This window comes from Streptococcus oralis (genome assembly GCF_003942875.1).
Taxonomy (GTDB): Bacteria; Bacillota; Bacilli; order Lactobacillales; family Streptococcaceae; genus Streptococcus; species Streptococcus oralis_BX.
This window is the reverse complement of record NZ_RMVK01000008.1, coordinates 1-26249: the sequence shown is the minus strand read 5'-3', so window position 1 is coordinate 26249 and position 26249 is coordinate 1. Positions and strand designations below refer to the sequence as shown.

At 35.3% G+C, this 26249-nt stretch carries 22 protein-coding genes, 4 tRNA genes and 1 pseudogene; 19 read left to right on the top strand and 8 right to left on the bottom strand.

Features of this window, described 5'->3' with window-relative positions:
* Positions 1–36 precede the first annotated feature (36 nt).
* Positions 37–2589: a YfhO family protein gene (locus D8844_RS09000; RefSeq protein WP_042903082.1), complete on the top strand. Its 2553-nt coding sequence runs from the start codon at positions 37–39 to the stop codon at positions 2587–2589.
* A 21-nt stretch (positions 2590–2610) separates the two neighbouring features.
* On the opposite strand, the gene D8844_RS08995 is transcribed toward D8844_RS09000, so the two are convergent.
* Positions 2611–5265 carry a YhgE/Pip domain-containing protein gene (locus tag D8844_RS08995; protein WP_125423523.1) on the bottom strand — a complete coding sequence of 885 codons (2655 nt, stop codon included), beginning with the start codon at positions 5263–5265 and terminating at the stop codon, positions 2611–2613.
* 128 nt (positions 5266–5393) lie between these two features.
* On the opposite strand from D8844_RS08995, the gene D8844_RS08990 reads away from it, so the two are divergent.
* Positions 5394–5936, top strand: a complete 543-nt coding sequence (locus D8844_RS08990) for a TetR/AcrR family transcriptional regulator (protein WP_000665080.1) — start codon at positions 5394–5396, stop codon at positions 5934–5936.
* A 34-nt stretch (positions 5937–5970) separates the two neighbouring features.
* Here D8844_RS08990 and D8844_RS08985 read toward each other — a convergent pair.
* The 7 genes from D8844_RS08985 to rlmH form a co-directional block, all read right to left on the bottom strand.
* Positions 5971–6044 (bottom strand) — tRNA-Asn (locus D8844_RS08985).
* A 5-nt stretch (positions 6045–6049) separates the two neighbouring features.
* Positions 6050–6121: transfer RNA gene (locus tag D8844_RS08980), tRNA-Glu, on the bottom strand.
* 51 nt (positions 6122–6172) lie between these two features.
* Positions 6173–6925, bottom strand: a complete 753-nt coding sequence (gene comE, locus D8844_RS08975; protein ID WP_044019988.1) for a competence system response regulator transcription factor ComE — start codon at positions 6923–6925, stop codon at positions 6173–6175.
* Positions 6922–8241 (bottom strand): competence system sensor histidine kinase ComD, encoded by a 1320-nt coding sequence (gene comD, locus D8844_RS08970; RefSeq protein WP_125423520.1) that lies wholly within the window; start codon positions 8239–8241, stop codon positions 6922–6924. Before comD ends, comE begins: the two co-directional genes overlap by 4 nt.
* Before the next feature lie 20 nt (positions 8242–8261).
* On the bottom strand, positions 8262–8387 hold the full coding sequence (comC, locus tag D8844_RS08965; protein ID WP_008282505.1) for a competence-stimulating peptide ComC: 126 nt from the start codon (positions 8385–8387) through the stop codon (positions 8262–8264).
* Between the two features lie 164 nt (positions 8388–8551).
* Positions 8552–8625: transfer RNA gene (locus D8844_RS08960), tRNA-Arg, on the bottom strand.
* A 43-nt stretch (positions 8626–8668) separates the two neighbouring features.
* The gene (gene rlmH, locus D8844_RS08955) at positions 8669–9148 is read right to left on the bottom strand and encodes a 23S rRNA (pseudouridine(1915)-N(3))-methyltransferase RlmH (RefSeq protein WP_000694220.1); all 480 of its coding nucleotides are present in this window, start codon (positions 9146–9148) and stop codon (positions 8669–8671) included.
* 185 nt (positions 9149–9333) lie between these two features.
* On the opposite strand from rlmH, the gene htrA reads away from it, so the two are divergent.
* The 17 genes and pseudogenes from htrA to D8844_RS08875 all read left to right on the top strand — a co-directional run bounded on the left by htrA (position 9334) and on the right by D8844_RS08875 (position 26121).
* Entirely contained in the window at positions 9334–10530 is a 1197-nt protein-coding gene (gene htrA, locus D8844_RS08950; RefSeq protein ID WP_125423517.1) for a serine protease HtrA, read from the top strand.
* Positions 10531–10587: 57 nt separating this feature from the next.
* Complete coding sequence (locus D8844_RS08945; RefSeq protein WP_125423514.1) at positions 10588–11346, top strand: ParB/RepB/Spo0J family partition protein; 759 nt, start codon at positions 10588–10590, stop codon at positions 11344–11346.
* Positions 11347–11562: 216 nt separating this feature from the next.
* The gene (dnaA, locus tag D8844_RS08940) at positions 11563–12924 is read left to right on the top strand and encodes a chromosomal replication initiator protein DnaA (protein WP_000660625.1); all 1362 of its coding nucleotides are present in this window, start codon (positions 11563–11565) and stop codon (positions 12922–12924) included.
* 158 nt (positions 12925–13082) lie between these two features.
* Complete coding sequence (dnaN, locus tag D8844_RS08935; protein ID WP_125423511.1) at positions 13083–14219, top strand: DNA polymerase III subunit beta; 1137 nt, start codon at positions 13083–13085, stop codon at positions 14217–14219.
* A 64-nt stretch (positions 14220–14283) separates the two neighbouring features.
* The gene (locus D8844_RS08930; protein ID WP_000285178.1) at positions 14284–14478 is read left to right on the top strand and encodes a DUF951 domain-containing protein; all 195 of its coding nucleotides are present in this window, start codon (positions 14284–14286) and stop codon (positions 14476–14478) included.
* 84 nt (positions 14479–14562) lie between these two features.
* Positions 14563–15678 (top strand): redox-regulated ATPase YchF, encoded by a 1116-nt coding sequence (gene ychF / locus D8844_RS08925; protein WP_067193739.1) that lies wholly within the window; start codon positions 14563–14565, stop codon positions 15676–15678.
* Positions 15679–15751: 73 nt separating this feature from the next.
* Positions 15752–16321, top strand: coding sequence for an aminoacyl-tRNA hydrolase (pth, locus tag D8844_RS08920; RefSeq protein WP_125423508.1), 570 nt, complete (start codon positions 15752–15754; stop codon positions 16319–16321).
* The gene (gene mfd / locus D8844_RS08915; RefSeq protein WP_125423505.1) at positions 16322–19825 is read left to right on the top strand and encodes a transcription-repair coupling factor; all 3504 of its coding nucleotides are present in this window, start codon (positions 16322–16324) and stop codon (positions 19823–19825) included.
* Positions 19826–19882: 57 nt separating this feature from the next.
* Complete coding sequence (locus D8844_RS08910) at positions 19883–20149, top strand: RNA-binding S4 domain-containing protein (protein WP_001234975.1); 267 nt, start codon at positions 19883–19885, stop codon at positions 20147–20149.
* Complete coding sequence (locus D8844_RS08905; RefSeq protein WP_000041923.1) at positions 20142–20510, top strand: septum formation initiator family protein; 369 nt, start codon at positions 20142–20144, stop codon at positions 20508–20510. Before D8844_RS08910 ends, D8844_RS08905 begins: the two co-directional genes overlap by 8 nt.
* Before the next feature lie 4 nt (positions 20511–20514).
* Positions 20515–20637, top strand: coding sequence for an SP_0009 family protein (locus D8844_RS10555; RefSeq protein WP_000429343.1), 123 nt, complete (start codon positions 20515–20517; stop codon positions 20635–20637).
* Positions 20630–21898, top strand: a complete 1269-nt coding sequence (locus D8844_RS08900; RefSeq protein ID WP_125423502.1) for a serine hydrolase — start codon at positions 20630–20632, stop codon at positions 21896–21898. Before D8844_RS10555 ends, D8844_RS08900 begins: the two co-directional genes overlap by 8 nt.
* Positions 21895–23172, top strand: coding sequence for a tRNA lysidine(34) synthetase TilS (gene tilS, locus D8844_RS08895; RefSeq protein ID WP_125423499.1), 1278 nt, complete (start codon positions 21895–21897; stop codon positions 23170–23172). Before D8844_RS08900 ends, tilS begins: the two co-directional genes overlap by 4 nt.
* A gap of 4 nt (positions 23173–23176) precedes the next feature.
* The gene (gene hpt / locus D8844_RS08890) at positions 23177–23719 is read left to right on the top strand and encodes a hypoxanthine phosphoribosyltransferase (protein ID WP_125423496.1); all 543 of its coding nucleotides are present in this window, start codon (positions 23177–23179) and stop codon (positions 23717–23719) included.
* 15 nt (positions 23720–23734) lie between these two features.
* Positions 23735–25693 (top strand): ATP-dependent zinc metalloprotease FtsH, encoded by a 1959-nt coding sequence (gene ftsH, locus D8844_RS08885; RefSeq protein ID WP_042903093.1) that lies wholly within the window; start codon positions 23735–23737, stop codon positions 25691–25693.
* Positions 25694–25731: 38 nt separating this feature from the next.
* Positions 25732–25983, top strand: a pseudogene (locus D8844_RS08880) (23S rRNA (uracil(1939)-C(5))-methyltransferase RlmD); the annotation flags it as partial.
* Between the two features lie 66 nt (positions 25984–26049).
* Positions 26050–26121 (top strand) — tRNA-Glu (locus tag D8844_RS08875).
* Positions 26122–26249: the final 128 nt, after the last annotated feature.

The window sequence follows — 26249 nt, the reverse complement described above, 5'->3', positions numbered from 1 at the left end:
TAACCAACTGAGTTTTCTATCATTCTACGAGGTAACATGAAATCATTTTTTAAAACATATTGGACCTATTTTGTTTCTTTCATCATTCCTTTAGTAATTATGACTGGAGTATACCTAACTCAAGGTATCTACTGGAATAGCGATGCATCTCCACTATTAGGAGACGGTTTCCATCAATACGTTATTTTTGATGTAGCTTTACGAAATATTCTGCATGGAAATGGTAGTTTGTTTTACACCTTTACAAGTGGCCTCGGACTGAATTTCTATGCTCTATCTAGTTATTACTTGGGTAGTTTTCTTTCACCCCTAGTTTACTTTTTTAATCTGTCGAATATGCCAGATGCTGTCTATCTAACCACTCTCTTAAAATTTGGATTGATTGGTCTGTCAACCTTCTTTAGTCTAAATAGATTATTTAAAGATATCCCAAAATTTTTAAAACTTGCCTTATCTACTTCCTATGCTTTAATGAGCTTCACTGTCAGTCAGTTAGAGATTAAAACCTGGCTAGATGTTTTTATCTTGATTCCTTTAATTATAACTGGTTTACACCTACTTATAACACAAAAGAAGCGCCTACTATACTTTACAAGTTTGTCAATCTTATTTATTCAAAATTATTATTTTGGGTATATGACAGCATTGTTTCTTATTTTCTGGTATCTCTGCCAAATTTCTTGGGACTTTAAAACTCGAAAATCATCTTTTATAGATTTTATTATCACTTCCTTTTTAGCAGGAATGGCTAGTTTGATTATGACTCTTCCTACACTGTTTGATTTACAAACTCATGGAGAGAAGTTGACTGCCATCACAAAATTGAAAACAGACAGTAGCTGGTATCTGGATATTTTAGCAAAACAATTCATTGGATCTTTTGATACAACTAAATATGGATCTATACCAATGATTTTTGTTGGATTGCTTCCTTTTATTTTGACCATTCTATTTTTCACAATAAAATCCATAAGGTTTCACGTGAAACTTACCTATGCAATTTTCTTTACTTTTTTAATAACAAGCTTTTACATAGAAGCACTTGATTTATTTTGGCAAGGGATGCATACCCCAAATATGTTTTTGCATCGCTATGCTTGGATTTTTTCCACTCTGTTAATTTATACTGCAGCAGAAGTCTTAAATCGTCTGAAAGAACTGAAGATATGGAATCTATTTGTCTCACTTTTTCTTGTACTAACAGGATTTTTGGCCACTGTCTATTTTAAATCACACTATTCTTTTTTAACTGATTTGAATATCCTACTCACTCTTGAATTTCTACTAGTTTATGCTCTTTTACTTCTTGCACTCATTAGAAAATTTATCTCTGTAAATCTATTTGCAATTCTTTTGTCTTTATTTATAACAGCTGAGATAAGCTTAAATGCATCATCTCAAATGGAAGGAATAGCTAAAGAATGGGCCTTTGCTTCTCGTAGCGCCTATAATAGAGATATCACCGCTATGGAATCCATTCTAAACAAAATTGACAATTCATTTACACGTACTGAAAAACTGCAAATTCAGACTGGAAATGACAGTATGAAATTTAACTACAATGGAATCTCTCAATTTTCGTCTGTACGAAATCGTTCAGCTAGCACTAGTTTGGATAAACTGGGATTCAAATCCTCTGGAACCAACCTTAATCTCCGTTATGCAAATAACAGTCTTTTAGCAGACAGTTTATTTGGAATCCAATACAATATTTCTGAAACTTCACTTGATAAGTATGGCTTTCAAGAGATTTATCAAAAGGATCATTTAACCTTATATAAAAATCAACTCTCTTTACCCATTGCCTTTGCCACTCAATCTATTTACAAAGATGTAGACTTTAACAATCACACTTTAGATAATCAGGCTTTATTTATAAACCAGCTTGCTAATCTCAACTTAGATTACTTCTCCCAAATAGCATCTGATAAAACAGATACTTCAGATGGTTTAACGAGCATCACAGGTTCTGCGAATGAAGATGCAAAGATTGATTATCAAATTGAGGTTCCTCAAAATAGCCAAGTCTATCTCTCTTTTTCAAATCTTCATTTTACGAATGATAAACAAAAGAAAGTTGACATCATTGTCAACGGTGAAAAAAAGACTTTTACAAATGACAATGCATTTAATTTCTTTAATTTGGGTTATACTGAAGAACAAAAAACTTTCAATATCAGTGTTAGTTTCCCTGGAAATTCTCAGGTGTCATTTGAATCTCCAACCTTCTATCGTTTAGATACTCAGGCTCTTACTGAGGCAATTCAAAAGATTAAAGAACAACCTGTAGAAGTATCCACCTCTAAAAATAAAGTATTTGCTACATATGAAGTAAAACAAGATACCTCTATTTTCTTCACTATTCCTTATGACAAAGGTTGGTCTGCATTCCAAGATGGGAAAAAACTTGAAATCAAGCAGGCTCAGACTGGTTTTATGAAAGTTGATGTTCCAAAGGGAAAAGGCACCATTACACTTTCCTTTATACCCAATGGTTTTGTTATTGGAGCAGCCTGCTCACTAACTGCCCTTCTTCTTTTTGGAATCTATAATCACAGACGAAATTTATCTAAGACAGAAAAAGATTGACCAATTCCTTGGCCAATCTTTTTAATCTTCTTCCATTTTCTTAGGTTGATAAGCTAGCATACCTAAAGCAGTAAAGAAAGCTAGAGTTATAATAAGGAAAATCACTTGATGATGAATATTTCCTGTCATAGAGATTGTTTGTCGTAAGCCTGATACAGAATAACTCATTGGTAACCAAGGATTGACACCTTTGAAGAAATCATTTGTCAAAGCAAGGGGATAGGTCCCTGCACTTGATGCTAACTGTAATAAAAGTAAAATAAGAGAGAAGAAAGCTCCAATACGGCTATTCCAAGTTGTTAAAGCTGTCACCATAGACATGAAAGCTAAACTTGTGATTATAATTAGAATCAAGGTCCTCATCTCATGGTTCGCAGTCAATCCAATAAGATGGACACCTCCATAAACTAAAACACCTGCTAAGACAGCTATAATCCCATTTATTTCAGAGCGAGACTTCAACCAAGCCCAACGACTCTCTGGATGACGTCCAGAAGGCAACTTAGCAAAAATCATATTGGTAGATATAGCAGCAACAAAAAGAGCAACTGATATCATATAAGGAGCCATAGCAATCCCATTTACAGGGACTTGGTCATTGTCTGTTTTTGAGAGAACTAGAGGTTCAGATAATGTTTCTGCATTTTTAGATTCTGTTGAAGCTGATTTAAGTTGATTATTAGCATTGCCTAATCCTTGTCCTAATGAATCAACTCCTGTCTGTAAATTTTCAAGACTAGAGGTTAAGGTTGTTCCACCATCTGCTAGTTTTCCAGCACCATCTGCAATCTTCATAGCGCCACTTCCTAGTTGAGATGCTGCAGAAAGTAACTGTGTTGATTTATCTGTTAATTGACCAGAGCCAAATTGTAATGTAGTAAGACCTGCTATCAGCTCTGGGCTCTTATTGTTCAATTGAGCAGAACCAGATGACAAACTTTCTATACCTGATACTAATTCTGGAGCTTTTCCAGCTAACGCATCTACTCCAGCTGTCAAGGTTGATGTATTTTCTGTCAACTTACTTAATCCAGAAACTAATTTATCTAAACTAGTTGTTAAACTTGTATTCTTTTCACTTAGTTGATTAGCACCAATAGAAATAGTATCCAGTCCTTTAGTATAGTTTACAACACCTTTTTCAATTGACTGACTTCCAGGAACTAACTGATTATTTACAGAAGTTTGTAATGTTGTAAATCCATTTGACAATGTTGTCAAGGAGCTAGATGCTGCAGGTAAGAGTTGATTTGCTTTCGTCTGCACATCAGATAGATTAGATACTTGTTGTTCTGAATTCTCTATACTTTCTTTTAATCCCCCTACTGTTGTTAAAATTGTTTTTGCTGACTCAATAGTAGAATTAGAATTTTTAGAAATAGCTTCTGTCAGTTCTTTCTTTTGTTCCTCTGTAAGAGATTGATAAGTAGCTGTTGATTGAAGATTTGCAAGAGTTTTCTCTTGTTCTGTCTGACTTTTGGTCACAATATCCTGAGCAAGAGTTGTTAGATTTGGCAAAGCTTCTGATAATGTACTTTTCAGTTGAGTATTATCTGATATTGTAAGAGCTTGTAGTGTTTTATTTAGTTCTCCTAAGCTTGTTGCCAATTGCGCTATTTCTTCACTTTGTTGAGATGAGGACTCTAATTGGCTTGAAATTTCTTTAATACCAGTATTTAATTGCTCCATTCCATCTCTTAGTGTATCTGATTGATTGGATAATTGACTTGTTCCGTTAGAAAGTTCTTTCACACTACTTGTATAAGCATTTACACCAACTGAAAATTGATTGAGACCTGTATCCAGTTGTGAAACGCCACCTGTATAGGACTTTATACCTGTATTTAGCTGATTTACACCTGTCACCAACTCAGGAGTTTTTGAAGCTAATTGACCAAGTCCAGTGTCAACTTGTGAGACAGCATTTGTATAACTTTGTAAACCACTATTAAAAGTTCCTAAACCAATATGTAATTGCTCTATAGCAGACACATAGCTAGATAAACCTTTTGTAAATTGATCTGCTCCATTTGAAAAAGTTACACTTGAGTTAGCTAGAGTATTAAGATTTGTCGTCAATGTTTGACTTCCCGTCACCAACTGATCGGCTCCATTAGCCAATTGTTCACTTCCCTCAGCTGCCTTATTTATTCCAGACTTCAAATCATTCATTTTTTGAAATAAAGCCTTAGTGTATGTTTCAGTAATATTAGTAGAGACAGTTTGTTTTAATTGTGTCATTGCAGAATCACTCATCTTACTTGCAATAAAGCTATGCCCACTTGACGTCTGATAATCAATCTGCATCTGTTCAGGATGATTCGTTAGGATAGAAGTAGCTTTTTCAGATAAGTCACTTGGTAAAGTCACTACCATGTAGTAGTCACCATCTTCTAGCCCTTTTTCCCCTTCCTCTTCATTAACAAAGTGAAAATCTAAAGCCTTATTTTCTTTTAAATTAGACACCATGTCTTCACCTATTCTCATTGTCTGTCCATTATAAGAAGCTTCCTTATCTTTATTGACAACTGCCACAGGTAACTCCGATACTTGACCATATGGATCCCACATGGACGATAAAAATATAATGTTGTATAAAGCTGGAATGAGAGAAATCCCTATCATTACAATGATAAAGGTCGGTTTTTTAAATATTGCTTTCCATTCTTTAAACATATTTCCTCCTTTTTTACACATATTGTCTAAAATTTTGATATAATAGATTATACATCAAAAAATCTAAATTACAAGGTAAAAAATATTTTTTTAGACACATAGTCTATTTTTGTATACGAGGAGAAATTATGAAAGAAAGTAACAAACGTTTAAAAACAAAACGAATTATCGAAAATGCCATGGTTCAATTATTGATGGACCAGCCCTTTGATCAAATTTCTACTGTCAAGTTAGCAGAAAAAGCCGGAATTAGTCGTTCCAGCTTTTACACTCACTACAAGGATAAGTATGATATGATTGAACTCTACCAAAGTAAGCTATTTCATACCTTTGAGTATATTTTCCAAAAACATGCTCATCACAAAAGAGATGCTATTTTAGAAGTATTTGAATATTTAGAGTCTGAGCCACTCTTGGCTGCACTCTTATCTGAAAATGGGACAAAAGAAATCCAAAATTTCTTGAGAAATAAGCTTCACATTATGCTTAGCACCGACCTTCAGAAACGCTTTATGAAATTACAACTCACTCCAATAGAATTAGAATACAGCAGTATTTATCTAACAAATGCCCTATTTGGTGTTTGCCAGACTTGGATTGCTCACGGAAAAAAAGAAAGTCCGCAAGAAATGACAGACTTCCTTATGAAAATGTTAGGTGATGTTAACTAAAAAAGAACACCAATGGTGTTCTTTTTTTATCTTACTCCGCCAGTAGGACTCGAACCTACGACATCATGATTAACAGTCATGCGCTACTACCAACTGAGCTATGGCGGATAAAATAGTCCGTACGGGATTCGAACCCGTGTTACCGCCGTGAAAAGGCGGTGTCTTAACCCCTTGACCAACGGACCATCTATCTGTAGCAGATATAACCATTATATCAATTTCTTACTAATTGTCAATCACTTTTTAGATTTTTTCTCTAGAATATCTTTTAGTTTGCGGACTTTTAAACGAGTAATCGGACAACGATGATCTTCATAAAAGACAACTTCTAAATTCTTTCGATCAATTTCTCTCACATTTCCCACATTGACAAGGAAAGATTTATGGGAGCAATAAAATCGCTGGGTATGTTTGTCCTTTTCCTGAATATCTGTCATAGTTCCATAGAATTCTTTTGCAAAATTCTTCCCGATAATTCGCAGTTTATGAGAAACACCTGTGGTTTCGATATACAATATATCGTGGTAAGGGATTTTTAAATCATTTCCCTTATAGTTGTAATCAAAATAGTCTACAACATCTTCGTTTTCAAGTAGCATGCTTTTGGTATAGAAGATATTCTGCTCGATACGTTTTTTAAACAATTCATCATTGATGTCTTTATCAACGAAATCTAGGGCTGATACCTGGTATTTGTAGGTTAAGGTAGCAAATTCAGATCGACTGGTAATAAAGACAATAATAGCATAGGGATTGTGATGACGGATAAATTGTGCTACTTCAAAGCCCTTTTTCTCGATTCCATGAATATCGATATCTAGGAAATAAAGCTGGTTTACTTCATCATTTTCAATATATTCCTTAAACTCACGAACTTTTCCTGTTGTCTTATATGAAATAGGAATATTCGATTCTTCCGAGATTTCATTTAATATTCTCTCTAGTCTCACTTGATGTTCAATAACATCTTCTAAAATTAATACTTTCATTCGAATTCCCTCTTAAATCTAATAATTTGTCTGAATGTGTTGTCTTCCATCTCAGTTTCTAAGATAATGTTGTCATACTTATCTAAGATCTCTTTGACATTATTAAGTCCTAAACCTCTATTTCTTCCCTTGGTAGAAAAACCTAAGGCAAATAGATCCTCTGAAGGAGTCATAGTGATTTTGCATGAATTCTGGATAACTATAACTGTTTCAAAATCCATTTTAATGACTGCAACTTCCATTTGTTTCAAGTAACTATCTGCAGCACCTTCAACGGCATTGTTTAATAAAATGCTCATGATACGAACAAGATCAAGTAAATCTATTGACAGTCTAGTAATAATATCCTTTACTTCCAATGTAAACTCTACATCATTTTTTCGTGCATAGACAATCGATTGAGCAATTAAACTTCGTAAAGCCGAATCTTCTATGTTGTTTAAATCAAAGTAAGTATATTTGTCTGACCTCAATTTCTGATTTGCTTTTACTAAGACCTCGTTGTAAATCCTGTCAATTTCGTGTAAATCTCCACTGTCAATCGCCATTTGCATGCTGACAAGCATCCCTGCATAGTCATGACGAAAACCTCGAATCTCATTATACAAACCTACAATCTCATCTGTATAAGTTTGTAAATACTTTTGTTCAAATTTCTTCTGCTTTAGGGCAATCTCTTTTTCAATTTGAACCTTGTGAGAATTCATTGCAAAGAAAATCAATAACAAGCAAATAAAAACAATGGTTGATAAAATACTTCCGAAGCTATTTAAATGATGAGTTGTACTTACTATATCTGAAATAAACAATAAAATATGCAAACCAAAGAAAGCAACTATTACTTTTTTTAAAAAAGGGTACAGATAATCTTTATCAAAATAGGTAAGTTCTAAATGGAAATAAGTAATAATTTTTTTAATAATAAAATATGTTAGTAATAGTACTCCTAAATAAAACATCACTTCATGTTCTATCACAAAAGCATCACCTGTTATAGAGGATAGGGTTACTGATAAAAAAGTATGTGTACTATGATATAATAAAGACAATAGTAAACTGATAAACATTCCTTTATGCTTATCATACTTCTTTAAAACTACTATAGAAGTATATAGAATAAAAGGAAATATAAACTTTTCAATCCCTAACCCAGCTAATGAAATAAAGTCAAAGAAAAATTCAGCTACAGACTGATATACAAATATACAAGCTATAAATAAATATCTTTCTTTTTTAGTTACTTTACAAATTAATTCATAGCTTATTGTTAAAATAAAAATATGAAGAATAACTATTCCAAATCCTAATAAACTCATCCTATCACCCTATAATATTACTACTTTGTCCTATTTGAAAAAAGATGTTTAAAAAAGTAAGGTAGTCTTTTATCTCCACCTCGAATCTCCTGCAATTCTGCCTCTGTTACTTCTTTAAATTGTTCCAACTTTACTGTATTTTTCATAATGAAATCTCCTGTATTATTTTTTCTTGTAAGTTAACTTACACATCTATTATACAAAATGAAGACCATGTAAGAAAAAATTCTTCCCAACTGTACATTTTTGCACCTGAAACGCACTTTTTTAAGAAAAAAGCTGGGATTTATCCCAGCTTCGCATCTAAAATTGATCCCAGCAGGATTCGAACCTGCGACCGTTCGCTTAGAAGGCGAATGCTCTATCCAGCTGAGCTATGAGACCTAACATGACCATTCTATCAAAAAACAAGAGCTAAGTCAATCTTCTATTTGTGGTAAGGAGAACCCTGTTGAATTGTAAAAGCACGGTAAATTTGTTCAACTAAAACCAATCTCATTAACTGATGTGGTAATGTCAGACGTCCAAAACTGACAGAAAGATTGGCTCTATTTTTTACAACAGGAGCTAGACCCAAACTTCCTCCAATGATAAAAGTAAGCGTTGAGTATCCTTTTATAGAAGCTTGCTCTAGTTGCTTACTCAATTCCTCTGAGGAGAGTGTTTTTCCTTCAATGGCTAGTACAACGACAAAGTCTCTTTCTCCAACCTTAGAAAGAATTCTTTCACCTTCTGTTTCCAAGATTTTTTGGTTTTCTAATTCACTGGCTTTGTCAGGTGTCTTCTCATCAGTGAGCTCAATCATTTCTAATTTGGCGAAACGTGAAATTCGTTTGGTATATTCAGCAATACCATCTTTAAGGTATTTTTCTTTTAATTTTCCCACTGTTACAATTTTTATTTTCATTCTTCTATTCTATCATATCCACACTTCATTTCACATCTTATACACATAAAAATCATCCTAAATTTCTAGCAAATTCACAGAATAAAGCGAGTTATCCACAACTTGTGTAAAACTTTAAGCTTTTAAGTTTGGATTAAGTTAATAGTTTTATAATCTGAGTAAATAAATAACAAACGGAGGCGTTTATGAAACACTTACAAAAATTTTACAAAAAAGGAGTTAAAGTTCTTGTAATCATTCTAATCGGATTTTTAAGTGGTGCCTTAGGAAGTTTCGTAACATTACAACTTTATCAAAAACAAGGAAATCAAGCTACGAATAATAATTCTGGCACTGTCACTCAAACATCCTATAAGAATGAAAATTCAACCACTCAAGCAGTAAATAAAGTTAAGGATGCTGTTGTCTCAATCATTACTTATTCTTCTTCTAGCAGTAGACAAAGTAGTGTATTTAATGCTGACGAAACTAATTCTGATTCAGACAATCAACAAATCGCAAGTGAGGGATCAGGTGTTATCTATAAAAAGGATGATAAAGATGCCTATCTTGTAACAAATACTCACGTTATCAATGGAGCTTCAAAAGTTGATATCCGCTTAGCAGATGGTACCAAGGTTCCTGGTGAAATTGTCGGATCTGATACTTTCTCTGATATTGCTGTCGTTAAGATTTCTTCAGAAAAAGTTACAACAGTGGCAGAATTTGGGGATTCAAGTCAACTTAGTGTTGGAGAAACAGCGATTGCTATCGGTAGTCCTCTAGGTTCAGAATATGCTAATACAGTTACACAGGGGATTATCTCGAGTCTTAATCGGAATGTTTCTCTAAAATCTGAAGATGGTCAAGCTATTTCAACAAAAGCCATTCAAACAGATACAGCTATTAACCCTGGTAACTCTGGTGGTCCACTTGTAAACATTCAAGGACAAGTAATTGGTATTACATCAAGTAAAATTGCAAGTAATGGTGGGACATCTGTAGAAGGTCTTGGTTTTGCAATTCCTTCAAACGATGCACAAAATATCATTAAACAGCTTGAAAGTAATGGTAAAGTGACTCGTCCAGCTCTTGGAATTCAAATGGTCAATCTGTCAAATGTTGGAGCTAGTGATCTTAGAAAACTTAACATTCCAAGTGGCCTCACTTCAGGTGTAGTTGTTCGATCTGTTCAAAACAATATGCCAGCAAATGGACATCTTCAAAAATATGATGTCATTACCAAAGTTGACGACAAAGAGATTGCCTCATCAACAGACCTACAACATGCTCTTTACAATCATGCTATCGGAGATACTATCAAAGTAACCTACTACCGTAACGGTAAGGAGGAAACAACCTCAATTAAACTAGATAAGAATTCTGGTGATTTAGAGTCTTAATTGACATCAGTGTAAAGAAAACTTTACAGAAAGTAAAAGATATGTTAGTGTAGAATCATGGAAAAATTTGAAATGATTTCTATCTCTGAAATACAAAAGAATCCTTACCAACCTCGGAAAGAATTTGATGCAGATAAACTAAAGGAATTAGCTCAGTCAATCAAAGAAAATGGGCTCATCCAACCAATCATCGTTCGTCAATCTCCTGTAATTGGTTATGAAATCCTTGCAGGAGAGAGACGATATCGGGCTTCTCTCTTGGCTGGTATGACCTCTATTCCAGCCGTTGTAAAACACCTCTCAGATCAGGAAATGATGATTCAGTCAATCATTGAGAATTTGCAGAGAGAAAATTTAAATCCTGTTGAAGAAGCACGCGCCTACGAATCTTTAGTAGAAAAAGGATTTACTCACACTGAGATAGCGGATAAAATGGGGAAATCTCGTCCTTATATCACTAATTTTATTCGTTTGCTTTCCCTACCAGAATATATCTTAACTGAAGTAGAAAATGGAAAAATTTCTCAAGCGCATGCACGTTCACTAGTTGGTTTGGACAAAGAGCAGCAAGACTATTTCTTCCAACTAATCAAAAATGAAGATATTTCTGTGAGAAAGTTAGAAGCACTTCTTACAGAGAAAAAACAAAAGAAGCAAAAAAAAAATGATTCTTTCATCAAAGACGAAGAAGATAAATTAAAAAAACTACTCGGTTTAAGTGTAGAAATTAAACTTTCAAAAAAAGATACTGGAAAGATTATTATCTCCTTTTCAAGTCAAGAAGAATACGATAGAATTATTAACAGCCTGAAATAAGGCTGTTCTTTTATTTTCTCAACTCACAAATTTATCCACCAATTTTTTTATCAAAAAGCCTACTAAATCAAGGATTTTTTTATTTATCCCCAACCTGTGGATAAATACTGCTAACATTGTGGATTCTTTTCCCCAATCTGTGGAAAAATCCTATTATCTATGGTAAAATAAGTCTAGCACTAAACTACTAAAATCATAGTAAAGGAGGAAAATTAGTTGAAAGAAAAGCAATTTTGGAATCGTATTTTAGAATTTGCTCAAGAAAGATTGACTCGATCTATGTATGATTTCTATGCTACACCTGCTGAACTCATCAAAGTAGAAGAAAATACAGCTACTATATTTCTACCGAGATCAGAGATGGAAATGGTGTGGGAAAAGCAATTAAAAGATATTATCATTGCTGCTGGTTTTGAAATTTATGATTCTGAAATCAAACCTCACTATATTTTCACTAAACCTCAGAGCACAGAATCTCCTCAAGTAAATGATACGAATAGTGTCTCTACTTACGATTACACACCTGCACTACCAACGATTCCCTATTCTGAAACAGGATTAAAAGAAAAATATACCTTTGATAACTTTATTCAAGGTGATGGGAATGTTTGGGCGGTGTCTGCTGCACTAGCTGTATCTGAAGATTTAGCTCTGACCTATAATCCTCTTTTCATCTATGGAGGACCTGGTCTTGGAAAGACTCACTTACTCAATGCGATTGGAAATGAGATTTTGAAAAATATTCCTGATGCGCGTGTCAAGTACATTCCTGCCGAAAGCTTTATCAATGACTTTCTTGAACACTTGCGACTTGGGGAAATGGAAAAGTTCAAAAAGACTTACCGTAGCCTTGATCTCTTGTTGATCGATGATATCCAATCTCTCAGTGGCAAAAAAGTCGCGACCCAAGAAGAATTTTTCAATACCTTCAATGCTCTTCATGATAAGCAGAAACAGATTGTCCTAACCAGTGATCGAAGTCCTAAACACCTAGAAGGCCTTGAGGAAAGACTTGTCACGCGCTTTAGCTGGGGATTGACGCAAAATATCACTCCTCCTGACTTTGAGACACGTATCGCCATTCTTCAAAGTAAAACAGAGCACTTGGATTACCATTTCCAAAGTGATACTCTAGAGTACTTGGCTGGCCAATTTGATTCAAATGTTCGAGAATTGGAAGGAGCAATCAATGATATCACTTTAATTGCCAGAGTGAAGAAGATTAAGGATATTACTATTGATATTGCTGCGGAAGCTATTAGAGCACGTAAGCAAGACGCCCGCCAGATACTTGTTATTCCAATTGAGAAAATCCAAACTGAAGTTGGTAATTTTTATGGAGTGAGTGTTAAAGAAATGAAGGGGACGAGACGAGTTCAAAACATCGTTTTAGCGCGTCAAGTTGCCATGTACCTAGCTAGAGAACTGACAGATAACAGTCTTCCAAAAATCGGAAAAGAATTCGGAGGAAAAGATCACACCACCGTTATTCATGCCCATGCTAAAATCAAATCATTGATTGACGAAGACGATAATTTACGTTTAGAAATAGAAGCAATCAAAAAGAAAATTAAGTAGCTTGTGGATAAGTTTTCCTTTCTTATCTTTTTTATCCACATTTTTTAAACAAGCTTAGAAGCTTAAGTTTACTAAATAGCACTCAGTTTTCCACAGAATTCACACACTCTATTATTACTATTAACTTTCTAATACTAAAAATAAATAAAGGAGAATCCATGATTCATTTTTCAATTAATAAAAATTTATTTCTACAAGCCTTAAATACCACAAAACGAGCAATTAGCTCAAAAAATGCTATTCCGATTTTATCGACAATCAAAATTGATATTAGCAATGAAGGAATTACTTTAATTGGATCAAATGGTCAAATTTCTATTGAAAATTTCATTTCTCAAAAAAATGAAGATGCTGGTCTTTTGATTACTTCTTTAGGTTCGATTCTTCTAGAAGCTTCTTTCTTTATCAATGTTGTATCTAGTCTTCCAGATGTAACGCTTGATTTCAAAGAAATTGAACAAAAACAAATTGTCTTAACAAGTGGTAAATCAGAAATTACCCTAAAAGGAAAAGATAGCGAACAGTACCCACGAATCCAAGAAATTTCAGCAAGCACACCTTTGGTTCTTGAAACAAAACTACTCAAGAAAATTATCAATGAAACAGCTTTTGCTGCAAGTACGCAAGAGAGTCGTCCCATCTTAACAGGTGTTCATTTTGTATTGAGCCAACATAAGGAACTAAAAACAGTTGCAACAGACTCACACCGCCTTAGCCAGAAGAAATTGACTCTTGAAAAAAATGGAGATGATTTCGATGTGGTAATTCCTAGTCGTTCTCTCCGCGAATTTTCAGCGGTATTTACAGATGATATTGAAACTGTAGAGATTTTCTTTGCAAATAATCAAATCCTCTTTAGAAGCGAAAATATTAGCTTCTACACTCGTCTCCTAGAAGGTAATTATCCTGATACAGATCGCTTGATTCCAACAGACTTTAACACTACAATTACTTTTGATGTGGTTAATTTGCGTCAATCTATGGAGCGTGCACGTCTCTTATCAAGTGCGACTCAAAATGGTACTGTGAAGCTTGAAATTAAAGGTGGAGTTGTTAGCGCCCATGTTCACTCTCCAGAGGTTGGTAAAGTAAACGAAGAAATCGATACGGAGCAGGTGACCGGGGATGATTTGACTATTAGTTTCAACCCAACTTACTTGATTGATTCCCTCAAGGCTTTAAATAGCGAAAAGGTTACCATTAGCTTTATCTCAGCAGTTCGTCCATTTACTCTTGTGCCAGCAGATACTGACGAAGACTTCATGCAGCTCATTACACCAGTTCGTACAAATTAAGTGAAAGAGGTTGAGCCTGGCTCGCCTCTTTTATGATATAATCAAAAAAGAAAAGGAGAGTAGTATGTATCAAGTTGGAAATTTTGTTGAGATGAAAAAACCTCATGCTTGTATAATTAAGTCAACAGGAAAAAAAGCTAATCGTTGGGAAATTACACGCGTAGGGGCAGATATCAAAATAAAGTGTAGCAATTGTGACCACCTTGTCATGATGAGTCGCTATGATTTTGAACGAAAAATGAATAAGATTATTGACTAAGAACCCTTAGTTAGAGGGTTAGCAAGTTTTCCCTTTTTGTGTTATAATGTTAGGGATTGAAATGAGAACGGAGAATGAGAAACTATGGCTTTAACAGCAGGTATCGTTGGTTTGCCAAACGTTGGTAAATCAACCCTTTTTAATGCAATTACAAAAGCAGGAGCAGAGGCGGCAAACTACCCATTTGCGACTATTGATCCAAACGTTGGGATGGTGGAAGTTCCAGATGAACGCCTACAAAAACTAACGGAAATGATTACTCCTAAAAAGACAGTTCCAACAACCTTTGAGTTTACAGATATTGCAGGGATTGTAAAAGGAGCTTCAAAAGGAGAAGGTCTAGGTAATAAATTCTTGGCCAATATCCGTGAAGTAGACGCGATTGTTCACGTAGTTCGTGCTTTTGATGATGAAAATGTGATGCGCGAGCAAGGACGTGAAGACGCCTTTGTGGATCCACTTGCAGATATTGATACCATTAACCTAGAATTGATTCTTGCTGACTTAGAATCAGTTAATAAACGCTATGCGCGTGTAGAAAAGATGGCACGTACGCAAAAAGATAAAGAATCAGTAGCAGAATTTAATGTTCTTCAAAAGATTAAACCAGTCCTTGAAGATGGAAAATCAGCACGTACTATTGAATTTACAGATGAAGAACAAAAGGTTGTCAAAGGTCTCTTCCTTTTGACCACTAAACCAGTTCTTTATGTTGCTAATGTGGATGAGGATGTTGTTGGAGACCCAGATTCTATCGAATATGTGAAGCAAATTCGTGAATTTGCAGCGACAGAAAATGCTGAAGTAGTCGTTATTTCCGCGCGTGCTGAGGAAGAAATTTCTGAGTTAGACGATGAGGATAAGCAAGAGTTTCTTGAAGCACTTGGGTTGACAGAATCAGGCGTTGACAAGTTGACTCGTGCAGCCTATCACTTGCTTGGGCTTGGAACTTACTTCACAGCTGGTGAAAAAGAAGTCCGTGCTTGGACCTTTAAGCGAGGGATGAAAGCTCCTCAAGCAGCTGGTATTATCCACTCAGACTTTGAAAAAGGGTTTATTCGTGCAGTAACAATGTCATATGAGGATCTAGTGAAATATGGATCTGAAAAGGCTGTAAAAGAAGCTGGGCGCTTGCGTGAAGAAGGAAAAGAATATATCGTTCAAGATGGCGATATCATGGAATTCCGCTTTAACGTTTAATAACATTTAATAAATAGTGTCAATTAGGTTGGAAAAAAATTCCAACCCTTTTGGCTTTTGAAAGGAAAAATAAATGACCAAATTACTTGTAGGATTGGGAAATCCAGGGGATAAATATTTTGAAACCAAACACAATGTTGGATTTATGTTGATTGACCAACTAGCTAAAAAACAAAATGTCACTTTTACACATGACAAGATATTTCAAGCTGACCTAGCATCTTTTTTCTTTAATGGTGAAAAAATTTATCTTGTCAAACCAACAACATTTATGAATGAAAGTGGAAAAGCGGTTCATGCTTTATTGACTTACTATGGTTTGGATATTGAAGATTTACTCGTCATTTACGATGATCTTGACATGGAAGTTGGGAAAATTCGTTTAAGAGCAAAGGGTTCAGCAGGTGGTCATAATGGTATCAAGTCTATTATTCAACATATTGGAACCCAAGTATTTAACCGTGTTAAAATAGGTATTGGAAGACCTAAAAAAGGCATGTCAGTTGTTCATCATGTTTTAAGTAAGTTTGATCAGGATGACTATGTGGGTATTTTACAGTCTATTGACAAGATTGACGATGCTGTAAACTACTATTTACAAGAGAAAAACTTTGAGAAAACAATGCAGAGGTATAATGGATAAATGGTGACTTTATTAGATTTATTCTCAGAAAATAATCAGATAGAAAAATGGCATCAAAATCTGATAAATAAGAAAAGACAACTAATACTTGGTTTATCAACGTCTACCAAGGCTCTTGCAATTGCAAGCAGTCTAGAAAAAGAAAATAAGATTGTGTTACTGACTTCAACTTATGGAGAAGCAGAACGAATTATCAGTGATCTTCTTTCTCTCTTAGGAGAGGAATTTGTCTATCCTTTTTTGGTTGATGACTCTCCTATGGTAGAGTTTTTGATGTCTTCGCAAGAAAAAATCATTTCGCGGGTTGAGGCCTTGCGTTTTTTGAATGATCCATCTAAGAAAGGGATTTTAGTTTGTAATATCGCAGCGAGTCGATTGATTTTACCCTCTCCGACTAGATTTAAAGAAAGTATTATAAAAATTGCAGTTGGAGAAGAATATAACCAACACGAGCTACTTCACCGGTTAAAGGAAATTGGATATCGAAAAGTTACTCAAGTACAGACCCAAGGTGAGTTTAGTATTCGAGGAGATATCTTAGATATTTTTGAGATATCTCAGTTAGAACCTTTCCGAATTGAGTTTTTTGGTGATGAAGTAGATGGTATTCGGACTTTTGAAGTCGAAACACAATTATCGAAAGAAAATCAGACAAACCTCACTATCTTTCCAGCTAGCGACATACTTTTGAGAGAAAAAGATTATCAACGAGGACAGTCAGCTTTAGAAAAGCAAATTTCAAAGACTCTATCACCAATTTTAAAATCATATTTGGAAGAAATTTTGTCAAGTTTTCATCAAAAACAAGTACATTCAGATAGTCGAAAGTTTTTGTCCTTATGTTACGATAAAACATGGACTGTATTTGATTATATTGAAAAAGATACACCAGTATTCTTTGATGACTATCAAAAATTGATGAATCAGTATGAATCCTTTGAAAGAGAATTAGCGCAATACTTTACAGAAGATTTACAGAATGGTAAATCATTTTCTGGGATGCAGTATTTTGCAGATACAGAGCAAATCTATAAAAAACAAAGTCCAGTTACCTTTTTCTCCAATCTGCAAAAGGGCTTAGGAAATCTTAAGTTTGATCACATTTATCAATTTAATCAATACCCCATGCAAGAGTTTTTCAATCAATTTTCATTTTTAAAAGAAGAAATTGAGCGATACAAAAAAATTGACTACACCATTGTTTTGCAGTCTAGCAATTCAATGGGAAGTAAGACGTTGGAGGATATTTTAGAGGAATATCAGATCAAATTGGATTCCAGAGATAAGTCAAGTATCTGTAAAGAATCTGTAAACTTGATTGAGGGTAATCTAAGACATGGTTTTCATTTTGTAGATGAAAAAATTCTCTTGATTACTGAACATGAGATTTTTCAAAAGAAATTAAAACGTCGTTTTCGAAGACAACATGCTTCAAACGCAGAGCGATTAAAAGATTATAATGAACTTGAACAAGGGGACTACGTTGTTCACCATATTCATGGAATTGGTCAATATCTAGGGATTGAAACAATTGAAATCAAAGGGATTCACCGTGATTATGTCAGTGTACAGTATCAAAATGGTGACCAAATCTCCATCCCAGTAGAGCAGATTCAGTTACTGTCCAAATATGTTTCAAGTGATGGGAAACCTCCTAAACTCAATAAATTAAATGACGGTCATTTCAAAAAGGCCAAGCAAAAAGTTAAGAACCAGGTAGAGGATATAGCTGACGATTTAATTAAACTGTATTCTGAGCGTAGTCAGTTGAAGGGTTTTGCTTTCTCAGCTGATGATGAAGATCAACATGCTTTTGATGATGCCTTCCCTTATGTTGAAACGGATGATCAACTTCGTAGTATTGAGGAAATCAAGAGAGATATGCAGGATTCTCACCCCATGGATCGACTTTTGGTTGGAGATGTTGGTTTTGGGAAGACTGAAGTAGCAATGCGTGCTGCTTTTAAGGCAGTCAATGATCACAAACAGGTGGTCGTTCTAGTTCCAACGACGGTTTTAGCGCAACAGCACTATACGAATTTTAAGGAACGATTCCAAAATTTTGCTGTTAATATTGATGTGTTGAGTCGCTTTAGAAGTAAAAAAGAGCAGGCAGAAACACTTGAAAAACTAAAGAATGGTCAAGTCGATATTTTGATTGGAACGCATCGTGTTTTGTCAAAAGATGTTGTGTTTTCAGATTTGGGATTGATGATTATTGATGAGGAACAACGATTTGGTGTCAAGCATAAGGAAACTTTGAAAGAACTGAAAAAACAAGTAGATGTTCTAACCTTGACAGCAACGCCAATTCCTCGTACTCTCCACATGTCTATGCTGGGAATCCGAGATTTGTCTGTTATTGAAACTCCTCCAACCAATCGCTATCCTGTTCAAACCTATGTATTAGAGAAGAATGATAGTGTCATTCGTGATGCTGTCTTGCGTGAAATGGAGCGTGGAGGTCAAATTTACTATCTTTACAATAAGGTTGACACGATTGACCAGAAGGTTTCGGAATTACAGGAGTTGATTCCAGAGGCTTCGATTGGGTATGTTCATGGACAAATGAGTGAAATTCAGTTGGAAAACACTCTACTGGACTTTATTGAAGGTCAGTATGATATTTTGGTGACAACTACTATTATTGAGACAGGGGTAGATATTCCAAATGCCAATACCTTATTTATTGAAAATGCAGACCACATGGGCTTGTCAACCTTGTATCAATTAAGAGGAAGAGTCGGTCGTAGCAATCGTATTGCTTATGCCTATCTTATGTATCGTCCAGAAAAATCAATTAGTGAAGTCTCTGAGAAGAGATTAGAAGCGATTAAGGGATTTACAGAATTAGGCTCAGGATTTAAGATTGCGATGCGAGATCTTTCGATTCGTGGAGCAGGAAATCTTCTAGGAAAATCGCAGTCTGGTTTCATTGATTCTGTTGGTTTTGAATTGTATTCGCAGTTACTAGAGGAAGCTATCGCTAAACGGAACGGTAATGGGAATAAAAGAATCAAAGGAAATGCTGAGTTGATTTTACAAATCGACGCCTATCTTCCTGACACTTATATTTCTGACCAACGACATAAGATTGAAATTTACAAGAAAATTCGTCAAATTGACAATCGTGTCAACTATGAAGAACTACAAGAAGAATTGATGGATCGCTTTGGAGAATACCCAGATGTAGTAGCCTACCTTTTAGAGATTGGTTTGGTTAAGTCATATTTGGACAAGGTCTTTGTAGAACGTGTGGAAAGAAAAGATAACAAGATTACAGTTCAATTTGAAAAAGCCACTCAACGACTATTCTTGGCTCAAGATTATTTTAAAGCTTTATCCGCAACGAACTTAAAAGCAGCCATAGCTGAGAATAAGGGATTAATGGAAGTTGTATTTGATGTCCGAAACAAGAAGGATTATGAAATTTTAGAAGGTTTGCTGATTTTTGGAGAAAGCTTATTAGAGATAAAAGAATCAAAGGAAGCAAATCCCATTTAACATTTTTCTTCTATAAAAAGGATAAAAATGGTACAATAATAATTTGAGGTAATAAAAATGAGATTAGACAAGTATTTAAAAGTATCACGAATTATTAAGCGCCGCACAGTCGCAAAAGAAGTAGCAGATAAAGGTAGAATCAAGGTGAATGGAATCTTGGCCAAAAGTTCAACGGATTTGAAAGTTGATGACCAAGTTGAAATTCGCTTTGGAAATAAGTTGTTACTTGTTAAAGTACTAGAGATGAAAGATAGTACAAAAAAAGAAGATGCAGCAGGCATGTATGAAATTCTCAGTGAAACACGGGTAGAAGAAAATGTCTAAAAATATTGTACAGATGAATAATTCTTTTATTCAAAATGAACATCAACGTCGTCGTTACCTGATGAAGGAGAGACAAAAACGAAATCGTTTTATGGGTTGGGTCCTTATTTTGATGATCTTGTTGTTTATTTTACCAACTTATAACTTGGCTCAAAGCTATGATCAGTTACTGCAACGTCGTCAGCAATTAACAGAGTTGAAAGAGCAGTACCAAACTCTTAGTGATGAAAAGGATAAGGAATCCGCCTTTGCTACAAAGTTGAAAGATGAAGACTATGTAGCAAAATATGCACGCGCCAAGTACTATTACTCAAAGAAACGAGAAGCAATTTACACAATTCCTGATTTGCTTCCGAGGTAATGTCATGGAAAATTTATTGGAAGTTGTTGAGCAATTTCTAAGTTTATCAGATGAAAAATTAGAGGAATTGGCAGCTAAAAACCATTTATTACGATTACAAGAAGAAAGGGAAGAGAAGAATGCGTAAGTTCTTAGTAGTTTTATTGCTACCTGCTTTTATCATAACTTCAAGAGTAGTTAGCACAGAAAAACAGCTTACTTACTCTTCACAAGAAATTTATTATCTAACTGAGTCTGATTATGGATTCTACTATAAAGAAACTCTGGAATCCCCAATGGTATACGGAGAAACAGCAGTCTATGCTAATGAGGATCTTGTCAAGGAGTCTGGTAAATTGACTCCTGGAACCGCCTTTAAAATAGTAGAATGGCGTTTGAATAGACAAGGTGTTCCTGTTTTTAAATTAGATAATCACCAGTTTATCCCTGCAGATAAGCGTTTGATCTATGATCAAAGTCAAGTTCAAACTCAAAATAGACAAGTATGGTTGGAGCAGGGGTTTGTTATCTATAACAGCCCTTATGACACTAAAGAAATTTCTTCATCCCTCTCTCCCTATCAACTTGTAACGGTGGATAGAGCTCTCTTTGCTGAGGGACAAGAATTTCTTCATATTGATCAAGTTGGGTGGGTATCAAAAGAGTTCGTCTCGAAAGAAGACAATCGCATCCAGAAGGTTCAAGAAATCTTATCAAACAACTATCAGAACGAGAATTATTCTATTTATGTTAAACAACTGAGTACAGGTAAAGAGGCTGGGGTGAATGAAGACAGCAAACTCTATGCAGCTAGCATCTTGAAACTAGCCTACCTTTATTATGCTCAAGATAAGATAAATCAAGGGGAATATACGCTAGACAGTAGCTTCAAGTATATCCCAGAAGTAAATAGTTTTCCTGGTTCCTATAAACCAGAAGGTAGTGGTAGCTTACCTAAAAAAGAAGACAACAAAGATTACAGTCTTCAACAGTTAATTACCAAGGTAACAAAAGAGTCTGATAATGTTGCTCATAATATTTTAGGTTATTACGTGACCAATCAATCTGACGGGGCTTTTAAAGAAAAAATGTCCACTATTATGGGTGAAGATTGGGATGTGAATGATAAACTGACTTCTTCAAAAATGGCTGGAAAGGTCATGGAAGCTATTTATAATCAGAATGGTTTTGTCCTAGAGTCTCTAGGTAAGACTGATTTTGACAACCAACGAATCGCAAAAGGTGTTTCGGTTAAGGTAGCTCATAAAATTGGAGATGCCGATGAGTTTAAACATGACACTGCCATTGTTTATACGGATTCTCCTTTTGTTCTTTCCATTTTCACCAAAAATTCTGATTATGATACTATTGCTAAGATAGCTAAGGATGTCTATGAGGTTCTAAAATGAGGGACCAGGATTTTTTAAATCATTTTCTCCAAAAAGAGTATTTCAAAAAACATTCGAAAGTCGTGTTAGCTTTGTCTGGCGGACTGGATTCAATGTTTTTATTCCAGCTATTGTCTACTTATCAAAATGAGTTAGAAATTGAGTTGATTGTAGCACATGTCAATCACAAGCAGAGAAGGGAATCTGATTGGGAGGAAAATGAACTAAGGAAGTTAGCTGATGCAGCTGAACTTCCTATTTATATCACAAGCTTTTCAGGAGACTTTTCAGAAGCGCGTGCTCGAGAGTTTCGTTATGATTTTTTTAGGAAAATCATGAAAGAGGTTGGAGCAACTGCCTTGGTTACTGCCCACCATGCAGATGATCAAGTTGAAACGATTTTGATGCGCTTGATTCGAGGAAGTCGGCTACGCCATTTAACAGGAATAAAAGAAAGTCAAGTAGTTGATGATATTGAAATCATCCGTCCCTTGTTGTCTTTTCATAAAAAGGATTTTTCACCAATTTTTCATTTCGAAGATCAAACAAATCAGGAAAGCACCTATTTTCGCAATCGCATTCGGAATAGATATTTACCAGAACTTGAAAAAGAAAATCCTCGTCTTAAATCCGCCCTTTTAGATTTTGGAATGGAAGTTTCAGATTACCAAGCAACAATAACGGAACTTTCGAAACAAATTGATGTGGAAGATTTGAATGAGCTATTTTCATACTCTCAACAAACTCAAGGAATCTTGCTCCAAAACTATCTTAATCAATTTCCAGACTTAAATCTGACGAAGGCTCAGTTTGATGAAGTTCGACAGATTTTAACAACGAAAAGCCAGTATCGTCACCCATTGAAAAATGGTTATGAATTGATAAAAGAGTATCAGAATTTTCGAGTTTGCAAAATCAGTCCACAGGCTGATGAAAAGGAAGATGAACTTGTGTTACACTATCAAAATCAAGTTCGATATATGGGCTATTTATTTTCCTTTGGTATCCTTATTGAAGGGGATTTTGTTCAAAAAGTAACGGTTTCACGGGAAACATCTGTACATATTAGATGTCGAAAACCTGGCGATGTTATTACCCTAAATGGTCATCGAAAGAAACTGAGACGCTTATTTATAGATTTAAAAATCCCTATTGAAAAACGAAAAACAACCCCTATTATTGAGCAATTTGGAGAAATTGTCTCAATTTTAGGAATTACGACCAGTGATTTGAGTAAAAACACGAAAAATGATATAATGAACACTGTACTTTATATAGAAAAAATAGATAGGTAAAAATATGTTAGAACACGATATTAAAAAAATCCTCGTTTCACATGATGAAATTACAGAAGCGGCTAAAAAGCTAGGTGAACAATTAACCAAAGACTATGAGGGGAAAAATCCAATTCTTATTGGAATTTTGAAAGGATCAATTCCTTTTATGGCTGAATTGGTTAAACATATTGATACACATATTGAGATGGACTTCATGATGGTATCTAGCTACCATGGTGGAACTGCAAGTAGTGGTGTAATCAATATCAAGCAAGACGTAACTCAAGATATCAAAGGAAGACATGTTCTATTTGTAGAAGACATCATCGATACAGGTCAAACCTTGAAAAATTTGCGAGATATGTTTATTGAAAGAGAAGCAGCTTCTGTTAAGATTGCAACCTTGTTGGATAAACCAGAAGGGCGTATTGTTGAAATTGAGGCAGATTATACCTGCTTTACTATTCCAAATGAGTTTGTAGTAGGTTATGGTCTAGATTATAAAGAGAATTATCGTAACCTTCCTTATGTTGGAGTATTGAAAGAAGAAGTTTATTCAAATTAGAAAGATCTATCTTTAATGAAAAAACAAAATAACGGTTTAGTTAGAAATCCATTTCTGTACTTGTTAATTATCTTCTTCCTTGTAACAGGATTCCAGTATTTTTATTCTGGAAATACTGCGGGACGAAGCGAAAAAATTAACTATACAGAATTGGTAAAAGAAATTACAGCAGACAATGTAAAAGAATTAACCTATCAGCCGAATGGTAGCATCATTGAAGTGTCTGGTGTTTATAAAAATCCTAAGACTAGTAAAGAAGAAACAGGAATTCAATTTTTCACTCCTACAGCTACAACAGTAGAAAGATTCTCAAGTACTATTCTTCCGTCTGATTCAACAGTTTCAGAATTGCAAAAACTTGCTTCTGAACATCAGGCAGAAGTAACAGTCAAACATGAGAGTTCAAGCGGTATGTGGATCAATATCCTTGTCTCTGTGGTGCCATTTGCTATTCTTTTCTTCTTCCTATTCTCTATGATGGGAAATATGGGAGGAAATAGTGGTCGAAATCCAATGAGTTTTGGACGTAGTAAGGCCAAAGCTGCAAACAAAGAAGATATCAAGGTACGATTTTCAGATGTTGCAGGTGCCGAGGAAGAAAAACAAGAATTAGTAGAAGTTGTTGAATTTCTAAAAGATCCAAAACGATTTACCAAACTTGGTGCGCGTATTCCTGCAGGTGTTCTTTTAGAGGGACCTCCGGGAACAGGTAAGACTTTGCTCGCTAAGGCGGTTGCCGGAGAAGCAGGCGTTCCATTCTTTAGTATCTCAGGATCGGACTTTGTAGAAATGTTTGTCGGAGTTGGTGCAAGTCGTGTTCGTTCTCTTTTTGAGGATGCAAAAAAAGCAGCACCAGCCATTATCTTTATCGATGAAATTGATGCTGTTGGTCGCCAACGTGGTGTTGGTCTTGGTGGAGGAAATGATGAACGTGAACAAACCTTGAACCAACTCTTGATTGAGATGGATGGTTTTGAGGGAAATGAAGGGATCATTGTTATCGCTGCGACGAACCGTTCAGATGTTCTAGATCCAGCTCTTCTTCGTCCAGGACGTTTCGATAGAAAAGTCTTGGTTGGTCGCCCTGATGTTAAAGGTCGTGAAGCAATCTTGAAAGTTCACGCTAAAAATAAACCTCTGGCAGACGATGTGGATTTGAAACTAGTTGCCCAACAAACTCCAGGTTTTGTGGGAGCTGACTTGGAAAATGTTCTAAATGAGGCAGCCTTGGTTGCAGCCCGTCGCAACAAGTCAGTCATTGATGCTTCAGATATTGATGAGGCAGAAGACAGAGTGATTGCTGGACCATCTAAGAAAGATAAAACAGTATCACAAAGAGAACGTGAATTGGTTGCTTATCATGAGGCTGGACATACCATTGTTGGTTTAGTACTGTCAAATGCCCGTGTTGTTCATAAAGTTACCATTGTACCACGTGGACGTGCAGGCGGATACATGATTGCACTTCCTAAAGAAGATCAAATGCTTCTATCTAAAGAAGACATGAAAGAACAATTAGCAGGTTTGATGGGTGGTCGTGTAGCTGAAGAGATTATCTTTAATGTCCAAACGACAGGAGCTTCAAATGACTTTGAACAAGCTACACAGATGGCGCGTGCAATGGTCACTGAATACGGTATGAGTGAAAAACTTGGCCCAGTTCAATACGAAGGTAATCATGCTATGTTTGGTGCACAAAGTCCTCAAAAATCAATTTCAGAACAAACAGCCTATGAGATTGACGAGGAAGTTCGTTCATTATTAAATGAGGCACGAAACAAAGCAGCTGAAATCATCCAATCAAATCGTGAAACTCATAAGTTGATTGCAGAAGCATTGTTGAAATACGAAACATTAGATAGTACACAGATTAAATCTCTTTACGAAACAGGGAAAATGCCTGAGACAGTAGAAGAGGAATCCCATGCACTATCTTATGATGAAGTAAAATCAAAAATGAGTGAAGAAAAATAAATTTAGAGAGGTTCAACCTCTCTTTTATGTTCTAATGTGATGGCTACCGAGCGGATGCCTTGATAGTTGACCCTCCTCGTACAGGCTTAGATGATAAGCTGTTGGAAACCATTCTGACCTATGTTCCAGACAAAATGGTCTATGTATCCTGCAATGTTTCGACCTTAGCGCGAGATTTGGTTAAACTAGTAAAAGTCTATGACCTCCAGTATATCCAGTCGGTCGATATGTTTCCCCACACTGCACGGACAGAAGCAGTGGTTAAATTAGTGAAGAAAAGAAAAAATTAACTTCACTGAAAAAAGTCCTTGACAAAGGTAAAAAAGTAGGTATAATAGAAAGAGTTGAAAAGCTCAGGTCCGTTGGTCAAGGGGTTAAGACACCGCCTTTTCACGGCGGTAACACGGGTTCGAATCCCGTACGGACTATGGTGTATTGCGGTTAAAAAAACTTGAAAAAAGTTTTAAAAATCTGTTGACAGAGGCAGGTAGCTGTGATATACTAATATAGTTGTCGCTTGAGAGATATTGAGTGACAAAGACCTTTGAAAACTGAA

Bases quoted from the DNA above. Each gene is read 5' to 3' on its own strand.
- D8844_RS09000 (WP_042903082.1), top strand. From the start codon at position 37: ATGAAATCATTTTTTAAAACATATTGGACCTATTTTGTTTCTTTCATC.
- D8844_RS08995 (WP_125423523.1), bottom strand. From the start codon at position 5,265: ATGTTTAAAGAATGGAAAGCAATATTTAAAAAACCGACCTTTATCATT.
- D8844_RS08990 (WP_000665080.1), top strand. From the start codon at position 5,394: ATGAAAGAAAGTAACAAACGTTTAAAAACAAAACGAATTATCGAAAAT.
- comE (WP_044019988.1), bottom strand. From the start codon at position 6,925: ATGAAAGTATTAATTTTAGAAGATGTTATTGAACATCAAGTGAGACTA.
- comD (WP_125423520.1), bottom strand. From the start codon at position 8,241: ATGAGTTTATTAGGATTTGGAATAGTTATTCTTCATATTTTTATTTTA.
- comC (WP_008282505.1), bottom strand. From the start codon at position 8,387: ATGAAAAATACAGTAAAGTTGGAACAATTTAAAGAAGTAACAGAGGCA.
- rlmH (WP_000694220.1), bottom strand. From the start codon at position 9,148: ATGAAAATAAAAATTGTAACAGTGGGAAAATTAAAAGAAAAATACCTT.
- htrA (WP_125423517.1), top strand. From the start codon at position 9,334: ATGAAACACTTACAAAAATTTTACAAAAAAGGAGTTAAAGTTCTTGTA.
- D8844_RS08945 (WP_125423514.1), top strand. From the start codon at position 10,588: ATGGAAAAATTTGAAATGATTTCTATCTCTGAAATACAAAAGAATCCT.
- dnaN (WP_125423511.1), top strand. From the start codon at position 13,083: ATGATTCATTTTTCAATTAATAAAAATTTATTTCTACAAGCCTTAAAT.
- D8844_RS08930 (WP_000285178.1), top strand. From the start codon at position 14,284: ATGTATCAAGTTGGAAATTTTGTTGAGATGAAAAAACCTCATGCTTGT.
- ychF (WP_067193739.1), top strand. From the start codon at position 14,563: ATGGCTTTAACAGCAGGTATCGTTGGTTTGCCAAACGTTGGTAAATCA.
- pth (WP_125423508.1), top strand. From the start codon at position 15,752: ATGACCAAATTACTTGTAGGATTGGGAAATCCAGGGGATAAATATTTT.
- mfd (WP_125423505.1), top strand. From the start codon at position 16,322: ATGGTGACTTTATTAGATTTATTCTCAGAAAATAATCAGATAGAAAAA.
- D8844_RS08910 (WP_001234975.1), top strand. From the start codon at position 19,883: ATGAGATTAGACAAGTATTTAAAAGTATCACGAATTATTAAGCGCCGC.
- D8844_RS08905 (WP_000041923.1), top strand. From the start codon at position 20,142: ATGTCTAAAAATATTGTACAGATGAATAATTCTTTTATTCAAAATGAA.
- D8844_RS10555 (WP_000429343.1), top strand. From the start codon at position 20,515: ATGGAAAATTTATTGGAAGTTGTTGAGCAATTTCTAAGTTTATCAGAT.
- D8844_RS08900 (WP_125423502.1), top strand. From the start codon at position 20,630: ATGCGTAAGTTCTTAGTAGTTTTATTGCTACCTGCTTTTATCATAACT.
- tilS (WP_125423499.1), top strand. From the start codon at position 21,895: ATGAGGGACCAGGATTTTTTAAATCATTTTCTCCAAAAAGAGTATTTC.
- hpt (WP_125423496.1), top strand. From the start codon at position 23,177: ATGTTAGAACACGATATTAAAAAAATCCTCGTTTCACATGATGAAATT.
- ftsH (WP_042903093.1), top strand. From the start codon at position 23,735: ATGAAAAAACAAAATAACGGTTTAGTTAGAAATCCATTTCTGTACTTG.